Origin of the sequence: Parafrankia sp. EUN1f (assembly GCF_000177675.1) — a bacterium.
Classification (GTDB): Bacteria; Actinomycetota; Actinomycetes; order Frankiales; family Frankiaceae; genus Parafrankia.
Window position 1 is genome coordinate 1 of the sequence record NZ_ADGX01000028.1, and the last position, 20,782, is coordinate 20,782.

12 protein-coding genes and 1 pseudogene are annotated in these 20,782 nt (G+C 72.1%); 7 read left to right on the plus strand and 6 right to left on the minus strand.

Features of this window, described 5'->3' with window-relative positions; genetic code table 11:
- Positions 1 to 449, plus strand: a pseudogene (locus FREUN1FDRAFT_RS10865) (HAD-IA family hydrolase); the annotation flags it as partial.
- Positions 450 to 814: 365 nt separating this feature from the next.
- Here FREUN1FDRAFT_RS10865 and FREUN1FDRAFT_RS10870 read toward each other — a convergent pair.
- Genes FREUN1FDRAFT_RS10870 through FREUN1FDRAFT_RS10880 form a run of 3 tightly spaced genes read right to left on the minus strand, consistent with a single transcriptional unit; the run spans position 815 to position 3,821 of the window.
- Positions 815 to 1,810, minus strand: a complete 996-nt coding sequence (locus FREUN1FDRAFT_RS10870) for an ROK family protein (protein WP_006540077.1) — start codon at positions 1,808 to 1,810, stop codon at positions 815 to 817.
- A complete protein-coding gene (locus FREUN1FDRAFT_RS10875; RefSeq protein ID WP_006540078.1) occupies positions 1,807 to 2,715 on the minus strand; it encodes a shikimate dehydrogenase in 909 nt (302 codons plus the stop codon). Before FREUN1FDRAFT_RS10875 ends, FREUN1FDRAFT_RS10870 begins: the two co-directional genes overlap by 4 nt.
- Positions 2,703 to 3,821 carry a 3-dehydroquinate synthase gene (locus FREUN1FDRAFT_RS10880; protein ID WP_006540079.1) on the minus strand — a complete coding sequence of 373 codons (1,119 nt, stop codon included), beginning with the start codon at positions 3,819 to 3,821 and terminating at the stop codon, positions 2,703 to 2,705. Before FREUN1FDRAFT_RS10880 ends, FREUN1FDRAFT_RS10875 begins: the two co-directional genes overlap by 13 nt.
- A gap of 204 nt (positions 3,822 to 4,025) precedes the next feature.
- On the opposite strand from FREUN1FDRAFT_RS10880, the gene FREUN1FDRAFT_RS10885 reads away from it, so the two are divergent.
- Together FREUN1FDRAFT_RS10885 and FREUN1FDRAFT_RS10890 are read left to right on the plus strand one after the other, a co-directional pair.
- Positions 4,026 to 6,806 (plus strand): non-ribosomal peptide synthetase, encoded by a 2,781-nt coding sequence (locus FREUN1FDRAFT_RS10885; RefSeq protein ID WP_006540080.1) that lies wholly within the window; start codon positions 4,026 to 4,028, stop codon positions 6,804 to 6,806.
- A gap of 99 nt (positions 6,807 to 6,905) precedes the next feature.
- Positions 6,906 to 8,936: an ABC transporter ATP-binding protein gene (locus tag FREUN1FDRAFT_RS10890; protein WP_035951270.1), complete on the plus strand. Its 2,031-nt coding sequence runs from the start codon at positions 6,906 to 6,908 to the stop codon at positions 8,934 to 8,936.
- Here FREUN1FDRAFT_RS10890 and FREUN1FDRAFT_RS10895 read toward each other — a convergent pair.
- Positions 8,910 to 9,647 (minus strand): XRE family transcriptional regulator, encoded by a 738-nt coding sequence (locus FREUN1FDRAFT_RS10895; RefSeq protein ID WP_157474626.1) that lies wholly within the window; start codon positions 9,645 to 9,647, stop codon positions 8,910 to 8,912. The genes FREUN1FDRAFT_RS10890 and FREUN1FDRAFT_RS10895 overlap by 27 nt on opposite strands.
- Positions 9,648 to 10,184: 537 nt before the next feature.
- Between FREUN1FDRAFT_RS10895 and FREUN1FDRAFT_RS10900 the strand changes: the two genes are divergently transcribed.
- Together FREUN1FDRAFT_RS10900 and FREUN1FDRAFT_RS10905 are read left to right on the plus strand one after the other, a co-directional pair.
- Positions 10,185 to 11,420, plus strand: coding sequence for a glycosyltransferase family 4 protein (locus tag FREUN1FDRAFT_RS10900; protein ID WP_006540083.1), 1,236 nt, complete (start codon positions 10,185 to 10,187; stop codon positions 11,418 to 11,420).
- A 120-nt stretch (positions 11,421 to 11,540) separates the two neighbouring features.
- Positions 11,541 to 12,524: a UDP-glucuronic acid decarboxylase family protein gene (locus tag FREUN1FDRAFT_RS10905; RefSeq protein ID WP_006540084.1), complete on the plus strand. Its 984-nt coding sequence runs from the start codon at positions 11,541 to 11,543 to the stop codon at positions 12,522 to 12,524.
- 851 nt (positions 12,525 to 13,375) lie between these two features.
- Here FREUN1FDRAFT_RS10905 and FREUN1FDRAFT_RS10910 read toward each other — a convergent pair.
- Entirely contained in the window at positions 13,376 to 14,092 is a 717-nt protein-coding gene (locus tag FREUN1FDRAFT_RS10910) for a Crp/Fnr family transcriptional regulator (RefSeq protein WP_006540086.1), read from the minus strand.
- A 318-nt stretch (positions 14,093 to 14,410) separates the two neighbouring features.
- Between FREUN1FDRAFT_RS10910 and FREUN1FDRAFT_RS10915 the strand changes: the two genes are divergently transcribed.
- Both FREUN1FDRAFT_RS10915 and FREUN1FDRAFT_RS10920 read left to right on the plus strand, forming a co-directional pair.
- A complete protein-coding gene (locus tag FREUN1FDRAFT_RS10915) occupies positions 14,411 to 15,433 on the plus strand; it encodes a hypothetical protein (RefSeq protein ID WP_006540087.1) in 1,023 nt (340 codons plus the stop codon).
- 42 nt (positions 15,434 to 15,475) lie between these two features.
- Positions 15,476 to 17,941: a cation-translocating P-type ATPase gene (locus FREUN1FDRAFT_RS10920; protein ID WP_006540088.1), complete on the plus strand. Its 2,466-nt coding sequence runs from the start codon at positions 15,476 to 15,478 to the stop codon at positions 17,939 to 17,941.
- Positions 17,942 to 17,949: 8 nt separating this feature from the next.
- On the opposite strand, the gene FREUN1FDRAFT_RS10925 is transcribed toward FREUN1FDRAFT_RS10920, so the two are convergent.
- Positions 17,950 to 20,439, minus strand: coding sequence for an MMPL family transporter (locus FREUN1FDRAFT_RS10925; RefSeq protein ID WP_006540089.1), 2,490 nt, complete (start codon positions 20,437 to 20,439; stop codon positions 17,950 to 17,952).
- Positions 20,440 to 20,782: the final 343 nt, after the last annotated feature.

Below are 20,782 nucleotides of genomic sequence, written 5' to 3' on the forward strand. Positions count from 1 at the left end.
CGTCCGGGAGAGCTACCGGCTCTCCCCCCCAGGTCGTGCTCTTCGACGGCGTCCGTGACCTGCTCACCGGCCTGCTCGACCGCGGGACACGCCTCGCCGTCGCGACGGGTAAAAGCGGCCCACGGGCCCGTGACCTGCTGACCCAGCTCGGTATCGGTGACTGCTTCGTACGGGTCATCGGTTCCGACGAGGTCACCCACCCCAAACCGGCACCCGACATCGTCCACCGCGCCCTCGACGCACTCGACGCCGCACCGGACCAGGCCGTGATGGTCGGCGACGCGGTCACCGACATCCGCAGCGCCCGATCAGCCGGGGTCCGTGCCATCGCCGCGATGTGGGGAGAGACCGACCAGGACGAGCTCCTGGCAGCGGCCCCGGACTGGGTGACCCACACCCCGGCACAGCTACTCGGCCTACTCACAACACGCCCCTACCAGCCCGCCTGAAGCCCACGATCCCCGCCCGCAATCCGCGGCGTGGCCGTTGCTTCCGGGACCGAGCTTCGGGCTGCCGCTGCGGCTGCCGCTGCGGCTGCGGCTGCGGCTGCGGCTGCGGCCAATGCTGCCCAGCAAGAAGTGAGGATTTTGGCTGCTCAAGCAACCGGGATCCTCATTTCTTGCGGACTGTCAGGTGCCGTTTGCCTTATTGGGGGGTGAAGTGCTGGCGCTGCGTGGCAGGGCGGGATCCCGCGATGGGGCCGCCGCACGGCAGGTGTGCACGGACCGCCAGTCCACTGTCGGTGGCCCCGGATCCGTCCGCCGGGTCGGGGCTTTCACACCCGGGCGGGACATCGTCCGGCGTGGCCGACCTGTCAGCCGGACGTCGGGTCCAGGGTGCGGGCCAGCAGCAGCGCGCCCGCCAGCGACGACAGGCCGCCGAGCTGGGCGGCCTGGACCGGTACCGGGGGATGACCGGGCCGGGACAAGGCCCGGGTCCGCGCGGCGACCTCGTCGGCGAATCCCGCCAGCCCGTCGGCGAAGCCGCCGCCGATGACCGCGAGGTCGGGCCGCACCAGCTCGGTCAGACTGGCCACCGCGGCTGCCAGCGCCGCCGCGGTCATCCCGACCGCGGTACGGGCCCAGTCCGAACCCGCTTCCCAGGCCTCCCGCAGCTCCGGATAGTCCACATCGGAGGCTGCGGTGTCGGCGTCTGTGGTGCCCGAGGCTGCGGTGCCGGTGCCGGTGCCGGTGTCGGTGTCGGTGTCGTCGGTCGGGTGCCGGTTGTCCGCGCGCAGGTCACCGGCACGGCGCAGCGTGGCGGGTCCGGAGGCGAGGGCCTGCAGGCAGCCGCGGCGTCCGCATCGGCACAGCGGTCCGTCCAGGGCGATGATCAGATGCCCGATCTCGCAGGAACCGCGGGCCGGCCCGGGGCACAGGCGCCCGTCCAGCACGAGACCGCCGCCGATGCCCGTGCCGACCCCGAGGTAGACCAGGTTCGCTGCGCCCGCGTGCTCCGCCTCGGCCAGCGCGGCGAGATCGCCGTCGTCGGCGAGGGCCACCGCCGCGCCGGGAACGAGGTTCCGCAGAGCCGGCCCGAGGTCCAGGCCGGTCCAGGACGGCCGGCTCGGCCAGGCCGTGACCCGTCCCTCGTGATCGACTGTTGCCGGCATCGCCACGCCGATCGCGCCGACTGGCTCGCCCCGTCCGGAGCACAGCCCGGTGACCGCCTCGCCCAGGGCACGCAGGTCCGCTTCGGCGGTGGCCCCGGCCGCCCAGCGCAACACCGTCTCGCGCGGTGGCTGCCCGGCGACCTCGAGCCGCAGGGCCACCTTGGTGCCACCGACGTCGATGCCAAGCCGGCCGGTCACCGGGCACCGGGCAGGTCGAAGAAGGTCCGGTAGAGGTCGACCTGCTCCGCCAGCATGTGGATGCCCGGATGGGTCGGCAGGCCGCGTTCGTCCGCCGCCTGCAGCAGTCGGGTCCGGGCCGGCTTCATGATGATGTCCGCCACGACACAGCCCGCTGGCAGCGTCGCCGGGTCGAACGGGAGCGGGTCCTGCGGGCGCAGGCCCAGCGGTGTGGCGTTCACGATCAGATCGATCGTGCTCGCGGCGCCAGGCGCGCCCGGCCCTTCGGGTCGTGCCGCGGTGACCTGACCGGGCCAGTGCGGCTCGAGCCGGCCCAGCAGCTCGGCGACCCGGGCCTGGTCGGGGTCGACGACGGCCAGGCCGGCGCAGCCGGCTCCGAGCAGCGCGACGGCGATGGCGCTTCCGGCCCCGCCCGCACCGATCAGGCGCACGTTCGCGCCCGCGACGCGGTGCCCCGCCCGCCGCAGGCCCCGGACGAATCCGGAGCCGTCGAAGTTGTCGGCGAGCCACCGCCCGTCGGGCTCGCGCCGCAGCACGTTGGCGCTGCCGCTGATCTCGGCCGCGGGGGAGCGCAGGTCCGCCAGTGCCGCCGCGGCCACCTTGTGCGGAATCGTGATCAGGATGCCGTCCAGGTTGGCCATCGCACGCAGCCCGGCCAGCACGACGGGAAACTCCTCCGGTCGGGCGTGCACCGGGACGAGGACGGCGTCCAGACCCACCTCGGCGAAGACGGGGTTCATCAGCATCGGCGCCTGGACCTGGGCGACCGGGTGACCGACGACGACGAACAGCCGGGTCGCCCCGGTGATCGTCCGCGGGAGCCGGTCGACCGCAGGTGTGTGGGCGGGCTGGGCCACCTGGGCGGGCTGGGCCACGTGGGTGGGCTGGGTCGTCACGCCGTGCATCGTTCGCTCTCCCCGTCGCGGTCCCCGCCCCTGTCCTCGTGCCTGTCTCTGTCCTCGTGCCTGTCTCTGTCCCCGTCGCGGTCCATCGCCTCCAGGGTGCTGACCACCACGTCCGGCGGGACGTCGGGAACCAGCCGGGGCCCGTCCGGCGAGTCCAGGACGAAGGTCAGGCCCGTGTTGGTCGACTTCTTGTCGCGCCGCATGACCGTGACGAGATCGGCGATGTCGACATCCGCTGGCAGCGTGGTCGGGAGCCCGTAGTGCGCGACCACGTCCAGGTGCTCGGCGGCGCGCGCCTCGTCGATCAGGCCGAGTGCGGCGGCCAGCCGGCCGGCGAAGACCGTCCCGACGGCGACGCCCTCGCCGTGCCGCATCTCGAAGCCGGTGACGATCTCCAGCGCGTGTCCGAGCGTGTGCCCGTAGTTGAGGATGTGGCGCAGCCCGCCGTCGCGTTCGTCGCGGGCGACGATCGAGGCCTTGAGCGCCACGCTGCGGGCGATCTGCTCCGCGACCGGGAGTCCGCGCAGGTCGCCCGCGCCGATGAAGTGGGCCCGCGCGATCTCGCCGTAGCCGTTGGTCCATTCCCGGGCGGGCAGCGTGCGCAGGTGGTCGGTGTCGCACAGCACCGCGCTGGGCTGCCAGTAGGCACCCACCAGGTTCTTGCCGGCGGGCAGGTTCACCGCCGTCTTGCCGCCGACACTCGCGTCGACCTGCGCCAGCAACGACGTCGGCAGGTGGATCACCGCGATCCCGCGGTGGTAAAGGGCAGCCGCGAGGCCCACGACATCAGTGGTCGTGCCGCCGCCGCAGGAGACCACGGCATCTGAGCGGGTAAGGCCGAAGGAGGCGAATCCTTCGCAGAGCTCCTGGACATTGGCGAGAGTCTTTCCGTGTTCGCCGTCCCGTGCGGTGATCCGCAATGTCGGTACCCCGGGATCGGGAACCGCGTCCTGGTCGGGGCGGGCCGACACGACCGCGACCCGAGCCGCTCCGATCCGACTCACGGCGTCCGGCAGGAGCCGCCGGACGCCGGGGCCGATCTCGACCGGATATCCGCGCTCACCCAGGTCGACCCAGACCCGATGGGTCATGGGCGGTTCCGTCATGGTCGTCCTCCCGATGCTCGATCGTCCAGGCGCGGACTGTCCTGGATCTGACAGGTCCCGGCCGGCCACCGCGAAGATTCACGAATGGGCCGCGCAGGTGCGTCGATGGTGGCACCAGTGGGTGAACGCGGATGTATCCGGGCCGTACGATCGGCGATGCTTCGAATAGCCGTGAACAGAGCAGATGGGCGGGGAAGCTGAGAAATGGTGGGCACCCAGCCCTTGGTCATCCCGGCAGCCGGTCTCGAGGCGCCCTACCCGTCGATTGTGGCCCGATTCTCGCGAATCGTCGCGGCCCGTGCGGATGTGCTCGCGATATGTGATGACGAGACTGCGTTGACCTATGCCGACCTGGACTGGCGCTCGTCCGCGTTGGCCCGGCTGCTGGTCGGCCCCGGTGGTGTCGCGGCTGGCGCGGCTGGCGTGGATGGCGTCGCGAGCCCGGTCGGCATCCTGCTGGAACAGGGTGTTCCCGCGACGGTCGCGATGCTCGGTGTGCTGAAGGCCGGCCGGCCGTTCGTCCCGCTGGACCCGGTGCTGCCGCCGGCGCGGCTCGGGCAGATCCTCGAGCTCGCCGGCGTCACCACCTGTCTGACGGACACCCGGCACCAGGGTCTTCTCGCCGCGGCCGGACCGGTCCAGGCCGTGCTCCTCGACGCCGCCGGAGCCGTCTGCGAGTGGGGAGCGGCGTCCGGCCCGGAGCCCGCCGCGGGCGACTCGGCGGCGGATTCGGTGGCGGATCCCGAGGCGAATTCGGGGGCGGTGTCGGAGGATCCGCTGCCGGGGTGGTTCGCACTGCCCGCGGATCCGGCCTTCGTCGTTTTCAGCTCCGGGTCCACCGGTGTCCCCAAAGGGGTCGTCTGGCGGAACCAGACTGTGCTGCACGAGCTGCGCGCCGGGATCGACGTGGTCGGCATGAACGCCACGGACCAGATCGCCCTGGTCCTGCCGGTCGCGTTCGCGGCCGGCATCACCGTCATGTTCTGGGGGCTGCTGGTCGGCGCCACCCTGCACGCGCTCGACCCGCGCACCCGTGGGATCGCGGCGGTGCCCGGATGGCTGCTCGACCGCGGAATCACCACACTGCATCTCACCCCGTCACTCATCCGGGCCCTGACCGGCGCCGCGGAGCCCCGGTGCGTCCTGGGCAGCCTGCGCGCGGTGACCAGCTCCGGCGAGGCCGTCTACGGCCGCGAGGTGGCCGCGCTGCGCGCGCATCTGCCCGCAACGTGCACGTTCTACAACTGGTCCGGCTCGACGGAGACCGCGTCCCTGGCATTCTTTCCGGTGCGGTCCGTTGACGAGATTCCCACCGGGCCGCTGCCGGCGGGATGGGCCGTCGACGGCAAGGACATCGACATCGTCGACGAGGCCGGTGAATCGCTGCCGGACGGCGCCGCCGGGCAGATGTCGGTCACCTCCCGCTACCTTTCCGGCGGGTACTGGAACGCGGCCGGGATGACCGCCGACCGTTTCCGTCCCGCCCGTGGCGACCTCGATTCCGGCGCGGCCGGGCCGATGGTCACCTACCGGGCCGGCGATCTCGCGCGGCGACGTTCCGACGGGTGCATCGAGCTGCTGGGCCGCGCCGACACCGCGGTGAAGATCCGCGGCTACCTGGTCGAGCCGGCCGAGATCGAAGCCGCGCTGCTGACCTCGCCGGACATCGTGGAGGCCGTGGTCGTGGCCCAGCGCCCGGCGGACCAGCCCCCGCGGCTGGTCGCCTACGTGGTGTGCGCCGGCACGGTCAAGGCGGCCGCGGTCATGGTCCGCGGCCTGCTGCGGGAGAAGCTGCCCGCATACATGGTGCCCGCCTCGGTGGTGCTGCTCAACGAGCTGCCCCGCAACGAGCGAGGCAAGATCGACCGGACGTCGCTGCCTGAGCCGCCGCCGCGGGCGCCGGGCCGCGCGCCGAACGACCGCAGCCATTGGGAGACCGCCGTGCGCGACCTGTTCGCGCAGACCCTCAAGGTTGACGATGTCGGCCTCGACGACGATTTCGTCGAGCTCGGTGGTGACTCGCTGCTGGCCCAGCAGCTGCTGAGCGAGATCTCGGCCCGGCTGGGAGTGCGCCTGCCGACCTCCGCCCTGGCGCAGGCACCCACCGTCGAGGCCCTGGCCGCGCGGGTCGCGGCGGCCCACCGGGCGCTGCCCACCCATCCGACCTGCGTCCCACTGAGCACCGAGGGGTCCGGGCCGCCGTTGTTCTGTGTCGCTGGTGCCGGGGGCCTCGCCATCAACTTCGTCACGCTCGCCCGCCGTCTCGGCACCGGCCGGCGCGTCTACGGCTTTCAGGCCCAGGGCCTGGAGAACCGGGCGTTCCCGGACTGGAGCGTCGAGCGTCATGCCCGCCGCCACATCGAGGTGCTCCGGCTGGTCCAGCCCGAGGGGCCCTACCACATCGTCGGATTCTCCTTCGGTGGCCTCGTCGCGCTGGAGATGGCCCACCTGCTCACGGACGCCGGGGCCGAGGTCGCCCTGCTGGCGCTGCTCGACAGCCGGCTGCCCCCGGCAGCACGCGGGGCCGGCGCCGATGCTGCCGCCACAGCCGACGCGAACGCGCTCGCGGCCGGTGCCCGCTCCCTGGCCGGCGCCGCGGTCGGCACCGTGGCCGGCACCGGCAGTCCCGAGGGCTCCCCGGCGCCGTGGAAGCGGCTGGTGCCCAGCGTGTCGAAGGTGCGCAAGGCAGCCCGCCTGCCGCTCACCGGTCTCGTCCGCTTCCCCGGCCTCTCCCAGTTCGACGCGTTCTTCGACCATGCCCGGGTCGTCAGTCGCTCCTACCAGGTGCGCCCCTACGCCGGGCGCACCCTGCTCTACCTCGCCGAGGACAACAACGACACGGCACGGGACGGATGGAGCCGCCACCTGACCGGTGACACCACCGTCGTCACGGTCCCCGGTGAGCACCACACGATGCTCAACGAGCCACACGCGGCGGCCCTCGCCGCGGACCTGCGCGCCCGCCTCGCGCCGATGCCGACCTGACCTGATCGCCACCTCCGCCCGGGCTGAGTCGGGGAGCCCGTGGACCGGGCCCGGGGGAGGCGGCGATGGGACGGCGTGGGCGGCATAGTGTCTGGCGTCGTGCTTCCTTCGCAACGGTCCGTTCTGCCCACCCGGGTGACCAGGCTGCACGCCCAGGTGGTCGCGCGGCTGACCGGCGCCGGGGAAGCCGCGCGGAGCCTGGCGTTCTTCGCCGACCAGGGCCGTGTCGTCACCGCCCTGGTCGGTCTGTCGGTCATCGGCTCGGTGGCGGTCGCGGCGGGCCCGTTCCTGCTGCGTCATCTGATCGACCGGTCCCTGCCCACCGGCCGGATCGAGGACCTGGTCGCCCCGGTGCTGCTGCTGTGCCTGCTACTGGTGTTCGAATCGGCGGTACTGGCGACCCGGATGGCGCTGATCGCCAGGCTCGGCGCGGTGATCACGGTGCGGATGCGGCAGGCTGTCAACGCACGCCTGCAGCACCTTCCGTTCGGCTTCTTCCCGCGCAGCCAGCAGGGCGAGGTCATGACGGTGATGTCCACCGATGTGGTCTCCGCGCAGTACGCGATCTCGGCGATCGTGCAGGCGGTCGTCTGCCGGGTGGCGGACATCGCCGTCGGCCTGACCGTCGTGTTCGTGCTCGACTGGCGTCTCAGCCTCGCGGTGATGGTGTTCGCCCCGGCCACGCTGCTGATCATGAAGGCGGGCCGGCGGCGTCTCGCGGTGCTGTCCCAGCGCCAGCGTGAGCTCGACGGCCAGCTGATGGCCCAGGTGGCGGACACCTCGTCCGTCTCGGGTGCCCTGCACGTCCGGCTGTTCGACCGGGCCGACTACGAGTGCGCCCGGTTCGAGGAGGCTGGCGAGGCCCTGCTGGCGGCGGCACGGGAACAGGCCCGGCTGACCTCCCGGGTACGGCTCGTGGTCAACCTCGGCATCGTCGCGACGATGATCGTCGTCGTCGCCCTGGGTGCCTGGCTGGTGTCGACCGGACGCACCACGCTCGGCACCGTCGCGGCGCTCGGTGGTGCCCTGCTGGTCTCCTTCGGGCCGCTGGCGTCGGCGGTCGAGCTGAAGTCGGAGCTGTCGTCGGCCGGAGCCTCCTTCCGGCGGATCTTCGCCCTGCTCGACCTCCCCACCGACGGCGAGCCCGCCGGCATCGATCACAACGGCAGCAATCACAACAGCAGCAAACACAACGGCAGCCTTCACCCTGGCAGTCTTCCCGCCGGCAGCCTTCCCGCGGGCGGAGCGCCCACCGCCCGTGCGGTGCCGCGGGCGGGAACGGTGGCCCGGGTCGTCGCCCGTGGGCCTGAGCCGGCGCGGCCGCAGACGAGGGCCCAGGCCCTTGACCTCAGCCTGGACGACGTCTGGTTCTCCTACGACCGGGCGACGCCGGACCCCGACGGCGCTGCCTCCGGCCGCGCTGTGCCCGGTCAGGCGTCCGAGTATGAAGAGTGGAACCTGCGGGGTGTCACGTTGCGGGCGGCGGCCGGCACGACCACGGCCGTCGTCGGCGCGAGCGGTGCCGGCAAGACGACCATCACCTATCTCGCGAGCGGCATCCACCGGTCCCAGCGCGGAAACGTCCGGCTCGGCGGGCGGGATCTGGCCGAGATGCCCGCCGCCGAGCTGCACGCGCTGGTCGGCGTCGTCCCGCAGGACCCGCACCTGTTCCATGACACCATCGCCGCCAACCTGCGCTACGGCAGGCTCGACGCCACCGATGACGAGCTGCGCGAGGCACTGGACGCGGCGCATCTCTCGGCACTGCTCGACCGCCTTCCCGACGGCCTGGCGACCCGGGTCGGTGCCCGCGGCTACCGGCTTTCCGGAGGGGAGCGGCAACGGCTCGCCATCGCCCGGGTGCTGCTTCAGGCACCGCGGGTGCTGGTGCTCGACGAGGCCACCTCCGCGCTGGACACGGTCTCCGAGGCGGCCGTGCGGGCCGCGCTCGACCGGCTTGCCATCGGCCGGACCTGCCTGGTGATCGCGCACCGCCTCTCCACGGTCCGCGACGCCGACCGCATCTACGTCATGGACCACGGCCGGGTCGTCGAGGAAGGCACCCACGGTGGGCTGCTCGCCGACGGCGGCGCCTACTCGCGGCTATACGGAGCGGTCGGCGCCGGCTGACTCGCCATGTGCTGGCCTGTCTGACCTGTCCGGGTCTGGCGCACCGTGGGCCGGCGCACCGTGGGCCGGCTCGCCGCGGGCTGGCTCGCCGTGGGCCGAGGACGCCCTCGCCGGCCGGGCCCGGACGTGCAGGCGCTCGCCCTGCGGCCCGAAGATGCTGATCGCCTCCACCGGGCCGGGCCCCGGATTGCTGAAAGCGTGCGGGAGGTGGGTGTCGAACTCCGCCACCTCACCGGCCGTCAGCACGACGGTCTGGCTGCCCAGAGTCAGCCGCAGCCGCCCGGCGAGCACGTAGACCCACTCGTATCCCTCGTGGCTCTGCGGCTCCTCCGCGCAGACGGGCCACCCCGCCGGAATGATCATTTTGAATGCCTGCAGCCCGCCGGGGCGCCTGGTCAGCGGGACGAAGGCGAGCCCGGCCCGCTCGACCGGCCGGGGCAGCACCCGGGGGTCCGCGCCGGGACGAAATCCGATCAGTTCGTCCAGAGGGGTCTGGTAGGCACGGGCAAGCGGAAGCAGCAGTTCCAGTGTGAGCCGGCGCTGGCCGGACTCCAGACGGGACAGCGTGCTGACCGAGATGCCGGTGCTGCGCGACACCTCGGGGAGTGTCCGGCCGCGCTGCCTGCGCAGCGCGCGCAGGCGTGGCCCCACGGCGGCGAGGACCAGGTTCACATCCTGTTCCTGTTCCGGTTCCGGGCTCTCGGGGGGCACACCCCATTCTGACCGCGGACGAGGTGCGTGAAGCGGCCGCGATCCCGGCGCGGTCGGCCCGGTGTTCCTCGGCCGCCGCCGTGGCGCGGATCACGATGCCTGGTGGCGCCCAGGTGCCCCGGCCGGCGCGGCGCGGGCCGGTGGGAGCCAAGGGTGTGCGACAGGTAGCGGATAGTGTTCTCCGGTGGCGCCGGTGGTGGCCCTGCGGCGGCTGGGGGAATGGTTCCGCCCCCGGTTGGATGCGGCGGTCCCGGCGGTCAAGTGGGGCCGCCGAACACGGCGCCGCGCTGCGTCGTTCTTCCTTGCGGCGGCGTGTTCGGCCGGCGCCGCAATGGGTGCGTCCAGGCTTGTTTCGAATACGGAGCGGAGAATTTCCAGGGAAGCCCTCCGGACCTTCTACAAGCGAGTAGATGTACCCGTCCCTAACGTCAGGGTATTGACGTGGGATTGGTGGTGGGTGCCGATCGATAGCCCAGGCATCGGTACTACCATGAGCCTCCCGGAGATACATGGCCTGACGGTCGCCTGGAGTTGTGCATGCGGATTGCTTTTTTGTGCGAGCAGTACCCACCAGTCATCTGGGATGGTGCCGGTGTGTATACGCACGACATCGCGCACGCGTTGGCGCGGCGGGGGCACGAGGTTCATGTGCTGTGCACGCAGGGGCGCGCTGTTCGTGATGATGTCTTCGACGGCGTGCACGTTCATCGCCGTCCGTTGCTGCGGGCGCCGGTAACGCGCTACCTCGGGCCCGCCGCAAAACTGATCACCGGTCGGGACCACCCGCGGGATTCGTTGTCGCTGCGGGCCTCACTGGCCGTGTCGTACGGGTTCTGGCTGCGCCAGAGCGGGATCAGGCCCGACGTCATCGAGACCCAGGACGGCGAGACACGCGGTCTGTTCACCGCGCTGGGCCGGCGTACCCCGCTGGTGATCCACCTCCACACGCCCACGATGATGGACGTCCGGATGCGTGATCCGGAGCTGACCCGCAAGGGTGAGATCGCGGACAGGGTCGACCGGTTCTCGGCGCTGCGCGCCGACGCGCGGACCTCGCCGTCGCAGCTTCTCGTCGACACACTGCGCGACCTCGACTGGCTGCGGCCGGACACCGACGTCGACGTGATTCCGTACCCGTTCGAGAACGCGTCGTTCGCCGAGGTTCCGACGGCGGAGCACACCGGGCCCAACCTCGTGGTCGTGGGGCGCCTGGAATGGCGCAAGGGCCTCGACGTGCTGCTCGACGCGGCGTCCCGCCTGCAGAAGCGGGGAATCGACGCCAAGGTCATCTTCGTCGGGAAGTCGTCCGGCCGGGTCGACGGCGTCGAGACCGGGACCTGGCTGGAGCGCAGGGCTGCTGAGCTGGGCGTTCCGGTCCGCTTCGACGGCCACGTGGCGCGCACCGATCTCCCCGGCCTCTACGGGGAGGCGCGCGTGGTCGTGGTGCCGAGCCGGTTCGAGAGCTTCTCCATCGCGGGGCTGGAGGGTATGGCCTCCGCGCGCCCGGTGGTCGCCACCGCGACGACCGGCGTCTCGACCTGGGTGGCCCGCTGGAACGGCGGCGCCGTCGTGCCGCCGGAGAATCCGGACGCGATGGCCGATGCGTTGGAGCCGTTCCTGACAGACGCAGCTCACGCGGCCACGGTCGGTCTGCGCGGGCGGGCGGGCACCGCCGAACTCAACCCCGACGTCATCGCGGCACGCCGCGAGGAGGTATACCTCAAGGCAATCGCTCGTCACCAGGTTCACGGTCCGACCCGAGGCCGCGGCTAGAGCGTCTCGTGGTTCGGGCCCACCGGACGCCCCGCTGCTGTGGCTGACTGGTGACTGGCAGTAGGTGCCAGGCAGTCCGTCGGAATTTGTTTGAGTAGACAGTACTGGGGGTTTTCGGTTATGCGTGTCGTCGTCGCGGGAGGCGCGGGCTTTCTTGGAAGTCATCTGTGTGATCGGCTGCTTGACGACGGTGAGGAAGTCGTCTGCGTCGACAACTACCTGACCGGCAGGAAGAACAACATCGAGCACCTGCTCGGCCGGCCCGGCTTCGAGCTGCTTGAGCAGGATGTCTCCGAGCAGATGACCGTGCCGGGTACGGTCGACGCAATCCTGGAGTTCGCGTCGCCGGCGTCGCCGCTCGACTACGCGAGATATCCCATCGAGACGCTGAAGGCGGGTTCGCACGGCACCCTCCACGCCCTGGACCTCGCTCGCAGCAAGGGCGCGCGTTTCCTGCTCGCCTCCACCTCGGAGGTCTACGGCGACCCGTTGGTGCACCCGCAGGAGGAGTCCTACTGGGGGCACGTCAACCCGATCGGGCCGCGCAGCATGTACGACGAGGCGAAGCGTTTCGCCGAGGCCCTGACCACCGCGTACCGCAATCGGCACGGGATCGACACGGCGATCATCCGGATTTTCAACACCTACGGCCCGCGGATGCGGACCGATGACGGCCGGGCCATTCCCGCGTTCGTCTCGCAGGCCCTGCGCGGTGAGCCCGTCACGGTGGCCGGGGACGGTATGCAGACTCGTTCGGTCTGTTACGTCGACGACCTCGTCGAAGGCATCGTGCGGATGCTGCGCAGCGGTCTGCCCGGTCCCGTGAACCTCGGTAACCCGCATGAGATGTCCATCATCGACACCGCTCGGCTCGTGGTCGAGCTCATCGGCGCCGACGTGCCCATCAAGTTCATTCCCCGGCCCGGTGACGACCCCATGGTGCGTCGGCCGGACATCACCCTCGCGCGGCGGCAGCTCGACTGGGAGCCGGTGATCGACGTGCGTGACGGTCTGCTGCGGACCATCGAATGGTTCGCGAGCGAGCTCGGCGCCGGCCCCGTGCCGGGGGCCGCTGCCGGTGCCGCTGTGGCGCCCGTGGCCTGAGACGAGGCCTTCGAACGGCGGGCTTGGCGGGGTCGCCGGGGTCGGGCGGGCCGGGGTCGGGCCCGCCGGTGGCGGTTGCCAGCCAGTGACCGTTGCCACCCGGTCCTGGCGCTGGGGTCGCCTGACCGTGGGGCGGCTGAACGGGTAGGCAGCCGGCCGGTGTCGTCAGCGCGGGCCTGCTGCCTACCCGGACCCATCACCCGGCCACCCACCGGGCATCCCGCACCGCCGCGAAGCGCCAGCAATCGTTGCAAGCGGCGCAAAAGGGATGCAGAGCCGCTTGGCAATCCGCAAGAGTGAAGGATTCTGGTTGTCGGAACGACCAAGATCCTTCACTCTTCGGCTCGCCCATTCGGGCCGCCGCGTTCGTGGGCCGAGCCGCGTTCGTGGAGTGCGAGCCGTGTGAACCTCACCCGCACGAACGGCTAACGATCTTTATCGGTGCTGTTCTGCGCTGTTCTGCGACTGTGAGACCGGCCGCTTCGGCCACGCGCGGCGACGGAGAAAATCGTGGTTGGCCGGTCGGACGAACGTCGGACCCAGCCTCCGGCCCCAGCACGGAAGCAGTCTGACCCACCCCACGTAGCCCCGCGGGTCACCATGCCGCCAGGTGACAAGCTCCACGCCGTCGGCCGCCACCGCCGCTCCGAGAGCGCCTCGCCCACGTTACCGCCACCGCCCGCGCTCAGTCTCCAGGGCCCGCGCGACAGCCCCGCCACGCGGCCCAGCCGGCCGGCCGGCCATCCAGACCAATCCGACGACCTCCGGGCAAAACGCGATCATGTAAGGGCCCTGGGCACTCCAGGTGGCGGGTTTTCCACGGTTCTCTTTGCCAAATGTTTTCTACGTCTTCAGCTTCCGGACCCACCGGGTCGATTGTTGTTTCCGAAAGCCACTCGTTCGAGGCCCTCGAGGTCCAGGACGATGACCCGTCGGTAGCCGACGTCCACGACCTGCATGTTCCGTAGCTCGGCGAGCGCACGGTTGACCGATCGCTCGTCGGCGGCGACCAGTGCCGCGAGCTCGGGCTGGCTCAGACCGACGGCGAGCTGTACCCCGCGGGCGGCGGGCCGACCCCAGAGGGTGGCCAGCTCGATGAGCACCCGGGCGAGGCGGCCACGGACGGAGCCGTCGACATGCTCCACCCTGCGCCGGATCGAGTTGCGCAGCTTGTTCGCGACCAGCTCGGCGACCGCGAAAGCGGCGGGCGGATTCTGTTCGAGGAACGATCGAAAGGCTGCGGCGCTCATCGCCCGACCCACCACGGGGCCGGCTGCCGTGGCGGTTCCGGTGTGAGTGTCCTGCTCCATCGCGCTGATCTCGCCCAGGATGTCACCCCGTGACCTGATGACCAGGAAGGCGAGCCTGTTCTCCTCGCCGTTGGCGGTGATCTTCACGAAGCCGTCCAGAATCAGGATGACCTCGCCGTATGGCTCGGCCTCCCGCATCAGCATCTCACCGTGTGGGTAGTGGCGTATCCCACCGAGGGCGAGAAGCTGCTGGCGCAGCGCCGGGTTCAGCCGGGCGGGCAGGGTGCCCGGCGGAAAGGGTCGAGAATCCTCAGGCAAAGGAATGCCCTCCTTTGACCCCGGGCCTCCGTGCCCGGAACGTCGGAGGTTCCTATTGTCGTTCGCCGGGGGCCCGGGCGTCCTGTGTTAGTACCGAGCGGGACAGTGCGTTGTCCTTTCCCTGCCGGCCGGAACCTGCCGCGATGCCGCTTCCGGCGCAGCCCGGCCGCCCGGCGGGCACGGCGGCCGGAGCGCCCGAGGCGCCGTCCGAAGGTGTGAGAGTGCCGCCACCGATCCGCGCGTATCGTTGACCTATACCCCCTGGGGGTATGTACCGTACGGACGAGTAGTTCGCTAACCCGCGCGAAGGGACGCACGATGAACGCTATGACCCGGATCGGCGGGTTCGGCCTCGCGTTGGCTGTGCTCTTCGGTGTCTCCTATGTGGTCGGGACGACGATCGGACCGTCGCAGGACTCGGCGGGGCCAGCCGGCGGCGCCGGTCAGGGGATCTCCGCCGGGGCGGGGGGCGCCGCGGGCGGCACCGGCGACGGTGCGGCCGCCGCGGATGGCCTGGCCATCTCCGCCGGCGGCTACACGCTCGATCCCGATGAGCTCACCTGGCCCGCCGGGCGCTCGAGTGCCTACAAGTTCCGCATCCTCGGTGCCGACGGCCGACCCGTGACGGCCTTCACCCGCGCCCACGACGCCGACCTCCACCTGATCGTCGTCCGGCGGGATCTCACCGGCTACCAGCACCTGCACCCGACCCGTGACGCCGCCGGAACGTGGAGCGTCCCGCTCCGGCTGGCCGCGGCGGGCGTCTACCGGGTGTTCGTGGACTTCGTCCCGGCGTCGACGGGAACCGGGAGCCACACCGGAGCGACGAACGGGATCACGCTGGGTGCCGACCTCACTGTGGCCGGCGACCTTCGTCCCGCTGTACTCCCCGAGCTGACACGTAATGTGACGCTGGCGGGCGGTTACAGCGTGACGATGCAGGGGCGGGTGGAGTCGGGTGAATCGAGCACCCTCGCCTTCACGGTCGCGCACAACGGGCGGCCGGTCACCGATCTTGAAACGTACCTCGGCGCGCTCGGTCATCTGGTGGTGATCCGCCAGGGTGATCTCGCCTACCTGCACGTACATCCGGGCGACGGAGGCAGCGAAAACGACGGCGACGGCCATGTCCACGCCGACGGTGCGACGGCCGCGGCGGACGAAAGCCCGGAGCTGTCCTTCGCGACGCGGTTTCCGTCGGCCGGCTCCTACCGGCTCTACCTCGACTTCAAGCATGGCGGGCAGGTACGTACCGCCGAGATCACGATGGACGTCGCGGCGGGCCGGACCACCAGCCCGACCCGGCCCGCGGGAACAGCCACGCCAGCGCACGTGCACTGACCCTGACCCTGCCCCCCACTCCATGTCCCTTTGGGAGATCCGATGAGCCCACTGGCCACCGAACGACGTGAGGTCGACCTGGTGATCGGCGGGATGACCTGTGCATCCTGCGCGGCCCGTGTCGAGCGGAGGCTGAACAAGATCGAGGGCGTCACGGCGACGGTCAACTACGCGACGGAGATCGCGAAGGTCAGCTTCCCGGCCGAGTTGCCCGCCGAGCGTCTGGTCGCCCAGGTCGAGGCGGCCGGGTACGCGGCCGCGTTGCCGCCGGCGCCCGTCCAGCCCCCACCCCCACCCCCGGTGCCACCGCAGGCTGACACCGGATCCACGCCCGGATCGGTCCCGTCGGGGCTCGGAGCAGGATCGGGCCCGGCCGAAGGCGCGGCGGACGCCGGCGCCGCGCCGGACGCGGGCGGCACGGCGGACACCGGCGGTACTCCTGTCGTCGGTGGGAACGGTGCCCCGCCGGCTCCGAGCGCCGTCCAGCTGCGGGACAGTGCCGCCGAGGCGCGGGTGCGTGCGCTGCGCGAGCGGCTGATCGTCGTCGCCGCGCTGACCGTGCCGGTGGTGGCGCTCGCCATGATCCCGGCCCTGCAGTTCGACTACTGGCAGTGGCTGTCGCTGACGCTGGCCGCGCCTGTCGTGGTGTGGGGCGCGTGGCCCTTCCACCGCGCCGCCTGGACCAACCTGCGCCATGGCACGACGACGATGGACACGCTCGTGTCGATGGGCACGCTGGCCGCGTTCGGATGGTCGTTGTACGCGCTGTTCGTCGGAGACGCCGGCGAGCCCGGAATGACCCACGGATTCAGTGTCACCGTGACCCACGGGGGCGGTGGGAGCAACATCTACCTGGAGGTGGCGTCCGGCGTCACCGCCTTCATCCTCACCGGCCGGTACCTGGAGGCCAGGGCGAAGCGTGCCGCCGGTTCGGCCCTGCGCGCCCTGCTCACGCTCGGGGCCCGTGACGTGGCCGTTCTCCGCGACGGCCGGGAGTCACGGGTGGGTATCGACCAGCTCCGGGTGGGTGATCTGTTCGTTGTCCGTCCCGGCGAGAAGATCGCGACCGACGGGAATGTGGTCGAAGGCACGTCCGCGGTGGACGCGTCGATGCTCACCGGGGAGTCGGTGCCGGTGGAGGTCGGCCCCGGGGACGCCGTGACCGGCGCCACGGTGAACGCAGGCGGTCGGCTCGTCGTGCGGGCCACCAGGGTCGGAGCCGACACGCAGCTCGCGCGGATCGGTCGGCTCGTGGAGCAGGCGCAGAACGGCAAGGCACCGGTCCAGCGCCTCGCCGACCGGGTCGCGGGTGTGTTCGTCCCCGTGGTGATCGCCCTGGCCATCGCGACCTTCGGCTACTGGGCCGGCCGGGACAGCGGGCTCACCTACGCCTTCACCGCCGCCGTGGCGGTGCTCATCATCGCCTGCCCCTGCGCGCTGGGGCTCGCGACGCCGACCGCTCTCATGGTCGGAACGGGCCGCGGCGCGCAGCTCGGCATCCTCATCCGCGGGCCGGAGGTGCTGGAGTCGACCCTGCGGGCCGACACGATCGTCCTGGACAAGACGGGCACGGTCACCACCGGCGAGATGACTCTGCAGGATGTCGTGACCGTCCCGGGGGAGGACCGCGACGAGGTGCTCCGGCTCGCAGGTGCGCTGGAACAGGCCTCCGAGCATCCGGTGGCACGTGCGATCGCCAGGGCCGCGGCGGGTGCGGCCGCCCGGCGTGACGAGGAGCTGCCCGCCGTCGACCAGTTCGCCAACCGGGCGGGCCTCGGGGTCCGGGGCATGGTGGACGGACATGCCGTGCTGGTCGGCCGGCCCAGGCTGCTCAACGGGTGCTCACAGCCGTTGCCGGCCGAGCTGCTCCAGGTCGCCCGGGACGCCGAGGCCGCCGGGCGTACCGCTGTCGCGGTGTCCTGGGACGGGCGGGCCCGCGGCGTGCTCACGGTCGCCGACGCGGTTCGACCGACGTCCGCCGCTGCCGTCCGCGAGCTGCGTGGCCTGGGGCTGCGTCCGATCCTGCTGACGGGTGACAACGCCACGGTGGCGGCGACCGTCGCGGCCCAGGTCGGGATCGCGCCCGATGACGTGATCGCCGAGGTCCTGCCCGAGGACAAGATCGAGGTCGTGCGACGCCTGCAGGAGAGCAAGCGGGTTGTCGCCATGGTGGGGGACGGCGTCAACGACGCCGCCGCGCTCGCGCAGGCGGATCTGGGGCTCGCGATGGGCACCGGCACCGATGTCGCCATCGAGGCGAGCGACCTGACGCTGGTCAGCGGGGACCTGCTGGCCGCGGCCGACGCGATCCGGCTCGCGCGGCGGACGCTCGCCACCATCCAGGGCAACCTGTTCTGGGCCTTCGCCTACAACGTCGCAGCACTTCCGCTGGCGGCGGCGGGCCTGCTGAACCCGATGCTGGCCGGTGCGGCGATGGCGGCGAGCTCCCTGTTCGTCGTCGGCAACAGCCTGCGCCTGCGGCGGTTCACCGTCGACCGGGAGATCTGACCGGGCGCTCAGGAGCGGACGAGCTCCTGGGCGGTCTGGCTGGTGTGGTCGCCCTGGCCGGTGTGGTCGATGCCGCCCGGGTGGCCGGCTGCCTCCGGGACGTCCGAACCTTCGTCGAAGGCGTGGTTCCCTTCGGTCTCCCCGGCTGGCGTCGCCGCCGGAACCGCCGGAACCGCCGGAACCGCCGAAACTGCTCGCGGAGAATCCGAGGAAGCCGGAGAACCCGGCAGGCCGGGCAGGCGCGGATGCCACCAGGCGCTGCGCTCGAGCAGGGCAAGCGCGGCCGGAACGGTCACCAGGCGCACCACCAGCGCGTTGACCAGGAGCCCGAAGGCCAGGACGAGACCGGTCGTCCGGATGATCGGATCGGCCGACCGGGCGAGCCCGGCGAAGACGACGACGGCGACCGCGGCGACGACCAGGGCGGCCCGGCCTTCCTCCCGGTACCCGGCGGCGACCGCGTCGTGGGGACGTCCCGACCGTGGGTGCCCTGATCGTGGGTGTCCCGATCGTGGGTGCTCCGCCCGGAGGCGGCACAGCCCGAGCAGCAGGTGGCCGGTCGCGAGGCCGCTCAGCGGCCCGGCCACGAGGAGCGGCAGGACCGCGGTGAGGGATCCGGCTGGCCTCAGCCCGAGTGGCTCGGCGAGCGGACCCCACCGGAGCACCGCGACCACGGCACCGTAGGCCGCGGCCGCGGTCGCCAGCGAACCCGCCGCCACCAGCAGCGCCACCGCGACACCGCGCAGCGCCAGCATCAGCAGGGCGACCGTCAGCCCACCGAGCAGCGCGAGGCACAGCGGGACAGCGGCGGTGAGCCGCTGGGAGACGTCAAGGTCGATCGCGGTCGGGCCGGTGACGGTGATCGCCGCCCCGGTCGTGACGGCGAGGGCCGCCGCGTGTTCGCGAACGGCGCGCAGCAGGTCCGCGGTGGCCGGGGCGTCCGGGCCGGTCACCGGGATCACGGTCATCGTCGCGAGGTCGGTTCCGGGCAGCTCCTGCGGCTCGTCGACCAGGGCGACCGCCGTCAGCGCGGCGATCGTCGGGCGGATCCGGCCGGCCGCCGCGACGGGGTCGGCCCCGCCCGTCGCCTCGATCACCATGAGCAGCGGGCCGTTGAACCCGGGCCCGAAGGCCGTGCTGATCCGGTCGTGGGCGCGGCGCTGCGTGCTCGCCGGCCCGGCGGAACCGTCATCGGCCGGGCCCAGCCGCAGTCCGGGCACCGCGAGCGCGAGGGCGGCGAGCACGACCAGGCTGCCCAGAAGCGCTGGTAGCGGCCGGTGAACGATCACCCGAGCCCTGGCCCGGCCGTGATCGCGGTGGGTGTCGTGGGCCGCCTGGGCGCTCCCGGCGCGGCCTGCCCTGCCGGCTCCGTGCAGGGCCGTCGGCAGGGTGAGCGCGATGCAGACGGACAGGGCCACCGCGCCGGCCGTCGACAGTGCCAGGGCTGTCAGGACCGGTACCCGGGGCAGGATGAGCGTGCTCGAGGTGAGCATCGCGAACAGGCCCACGAGGATCACGTCCGACCCGGCGGTCCGTAGGGTCCGTCCGGCCGCCTCGGCGCCCGGGTGCCCGGCGGCGAGCTCCTGCCGGAGCCTGGTGTGGACGTACGACGAGCAGCCGACCGAGGTGGCCAGACCGACTGCCAACGCCGGCATGGCGGCCGTCGGGCCGAGGCCGGCCAGGTCGACTGCCAGCCCGATCCCGCCGAGGCTGACGACGAGGCCGAGCAGGCCCGCGGCCAGCGGAAGCCCGGTGGCCAGCGCCGCGCCGGTCCGGGCGAATGCGAGGAGAACGCCGGTGAGGAGCAGGAGCACGACCGCCGCTCCGATCAGCCCGGAGGGCCTGGTGTCCAGCAGCGGATGGTGCCCTGCCACGGCGGTGCCCGCGACATCGACCGTGATGCCGGCCGCCCGCGCGGGTTCGGCCGCGGCCTGCAGCGCGTCGCGTGCCTGCGCCGTCAGCTCCGGGCTGGTGACGCGGTAGGTGACGAGGGCGTAGGCGGTCCGGTCATCACCGGAGAGGCCGGCCTGCGCGGCCTCGGCGCTGGTGGCGGCGAACGGGTCGCCGACGTGTGCCACCAGCGGAGCCCGGTCCAGCGCGGCGACGACCCTGCTGATCGCCGCTCGATAGGGGGAGTCGGTCAGCGCGGCGGCTGCGCCAGCCTCCGCGCCTGCGCCTGCCCCAGCGGCTGCGTCTGCGTCGGCTCGCTCGTCCAGGCTGAAGACGATCCGGGCGGTCGCGGCGTCGGCCCGGGTCGGGGCCCGGCGTTGCAGCAGCAGGTCCGCCCCGCGCCGGGAGTCTGTCCCGGGCAGCGCCGCCGCCCCGGTCAGCGCGGCCTGTGTCGCCTGCTCCGTACGCAGTGGAAAGGACTGGTCGAGCGAGCCGCCGGACACCGCGGTGCCAGCGCCGGCCAGCGCGAGCAGTGCGAGCCACAGCCCCAGAGCGGTCCGGCCATGCCGGTGGCAGGACCGGCCGAGGCGGTAGAGAACGGTGCCCACAATTCATCTCCTCGCGGCGGATCGCCCGCGTTCGTCGCGGATTTCACGCGGTCGGCCGGCCGGACCCTCGGATAGGCACCCGCTGATGACCCTCTGGCGGTGCCTGATGGTGGCTTCGGGTGTCCCCGTAATCGGTTCAGGCGCTCGCCAGAACGGGCCGGAACCGACCTGAAGCGCGTTGAACCAGCCGACCGGTCGGTCAGGTCGATCGGACTGGCCGGCGGGCGCCGCGCATTGTCGATCGATCGGCCCGGATCACGGCCGGCCGTCCCACGCGGTGCCTGGTCCGGCAATGGGCTCTATCTGCGGGTGTGGCCCCAGAAAGGCAGGTGGTACGCCACAA

Bases quoted from the DNA above. Each gene is read 5' to 3' on its own strand.
- FREUN1FDRAFT_RS10875 (WP_006540078.1), bottom strand. From the start codon at position 2,715: ATGCACGGCGTGACGACCCAGCCCACCCACGTGGCCCAGCCCGCCCAG.
- FREUN1FDRAFT_RS10880 (WP_006540079.1), bottom strand. From the start codon at position 3,821: ATGACGGAACCGCCCATGACCCATCGGGTCTGGGTCGACCTGGGTGAG.
- FREUN1FDRAFT_RS10885 (WP_006540080.1), top strand. From the start codon at position 4,026: ATGGTGGGCACCCAGCCCTTGGTCATCCCGGCAGCCGGTCTCGAGGCG.
- FREUN1FDRAFT_RS10900 (WP_006540083.1), top strand. From the start codon at position 10,185: ATGCGGATTGCTTTTTTGTGCGAGCAGTACCCACCAGTCATCTGGGAT.
- FREUN1FDRAFT_RS10905 (WP_006540084.1), top strand. From the start codon at position 11,541: ATGCGTGTCGTCGTCGCGGGAGGCGCGGGCTTTCTTGGAAGTCATCTG.
- FREUN1FDRAFT_RS10915 (WP_006540087.1), top strand. From the start codon at position 14,411: ATGAACGCTATGACCCGGATCGGCGGGTTCGGCCTCGCGTTGGCTGTG.
- FREUN1FDRAFT_RS10920 (WP_006540088.1), top strand. From the start codon at position 15,476: ATGAGCCCACTGGCCACCGAACGACGTGAGGTCGACCTGGTGATCGGC.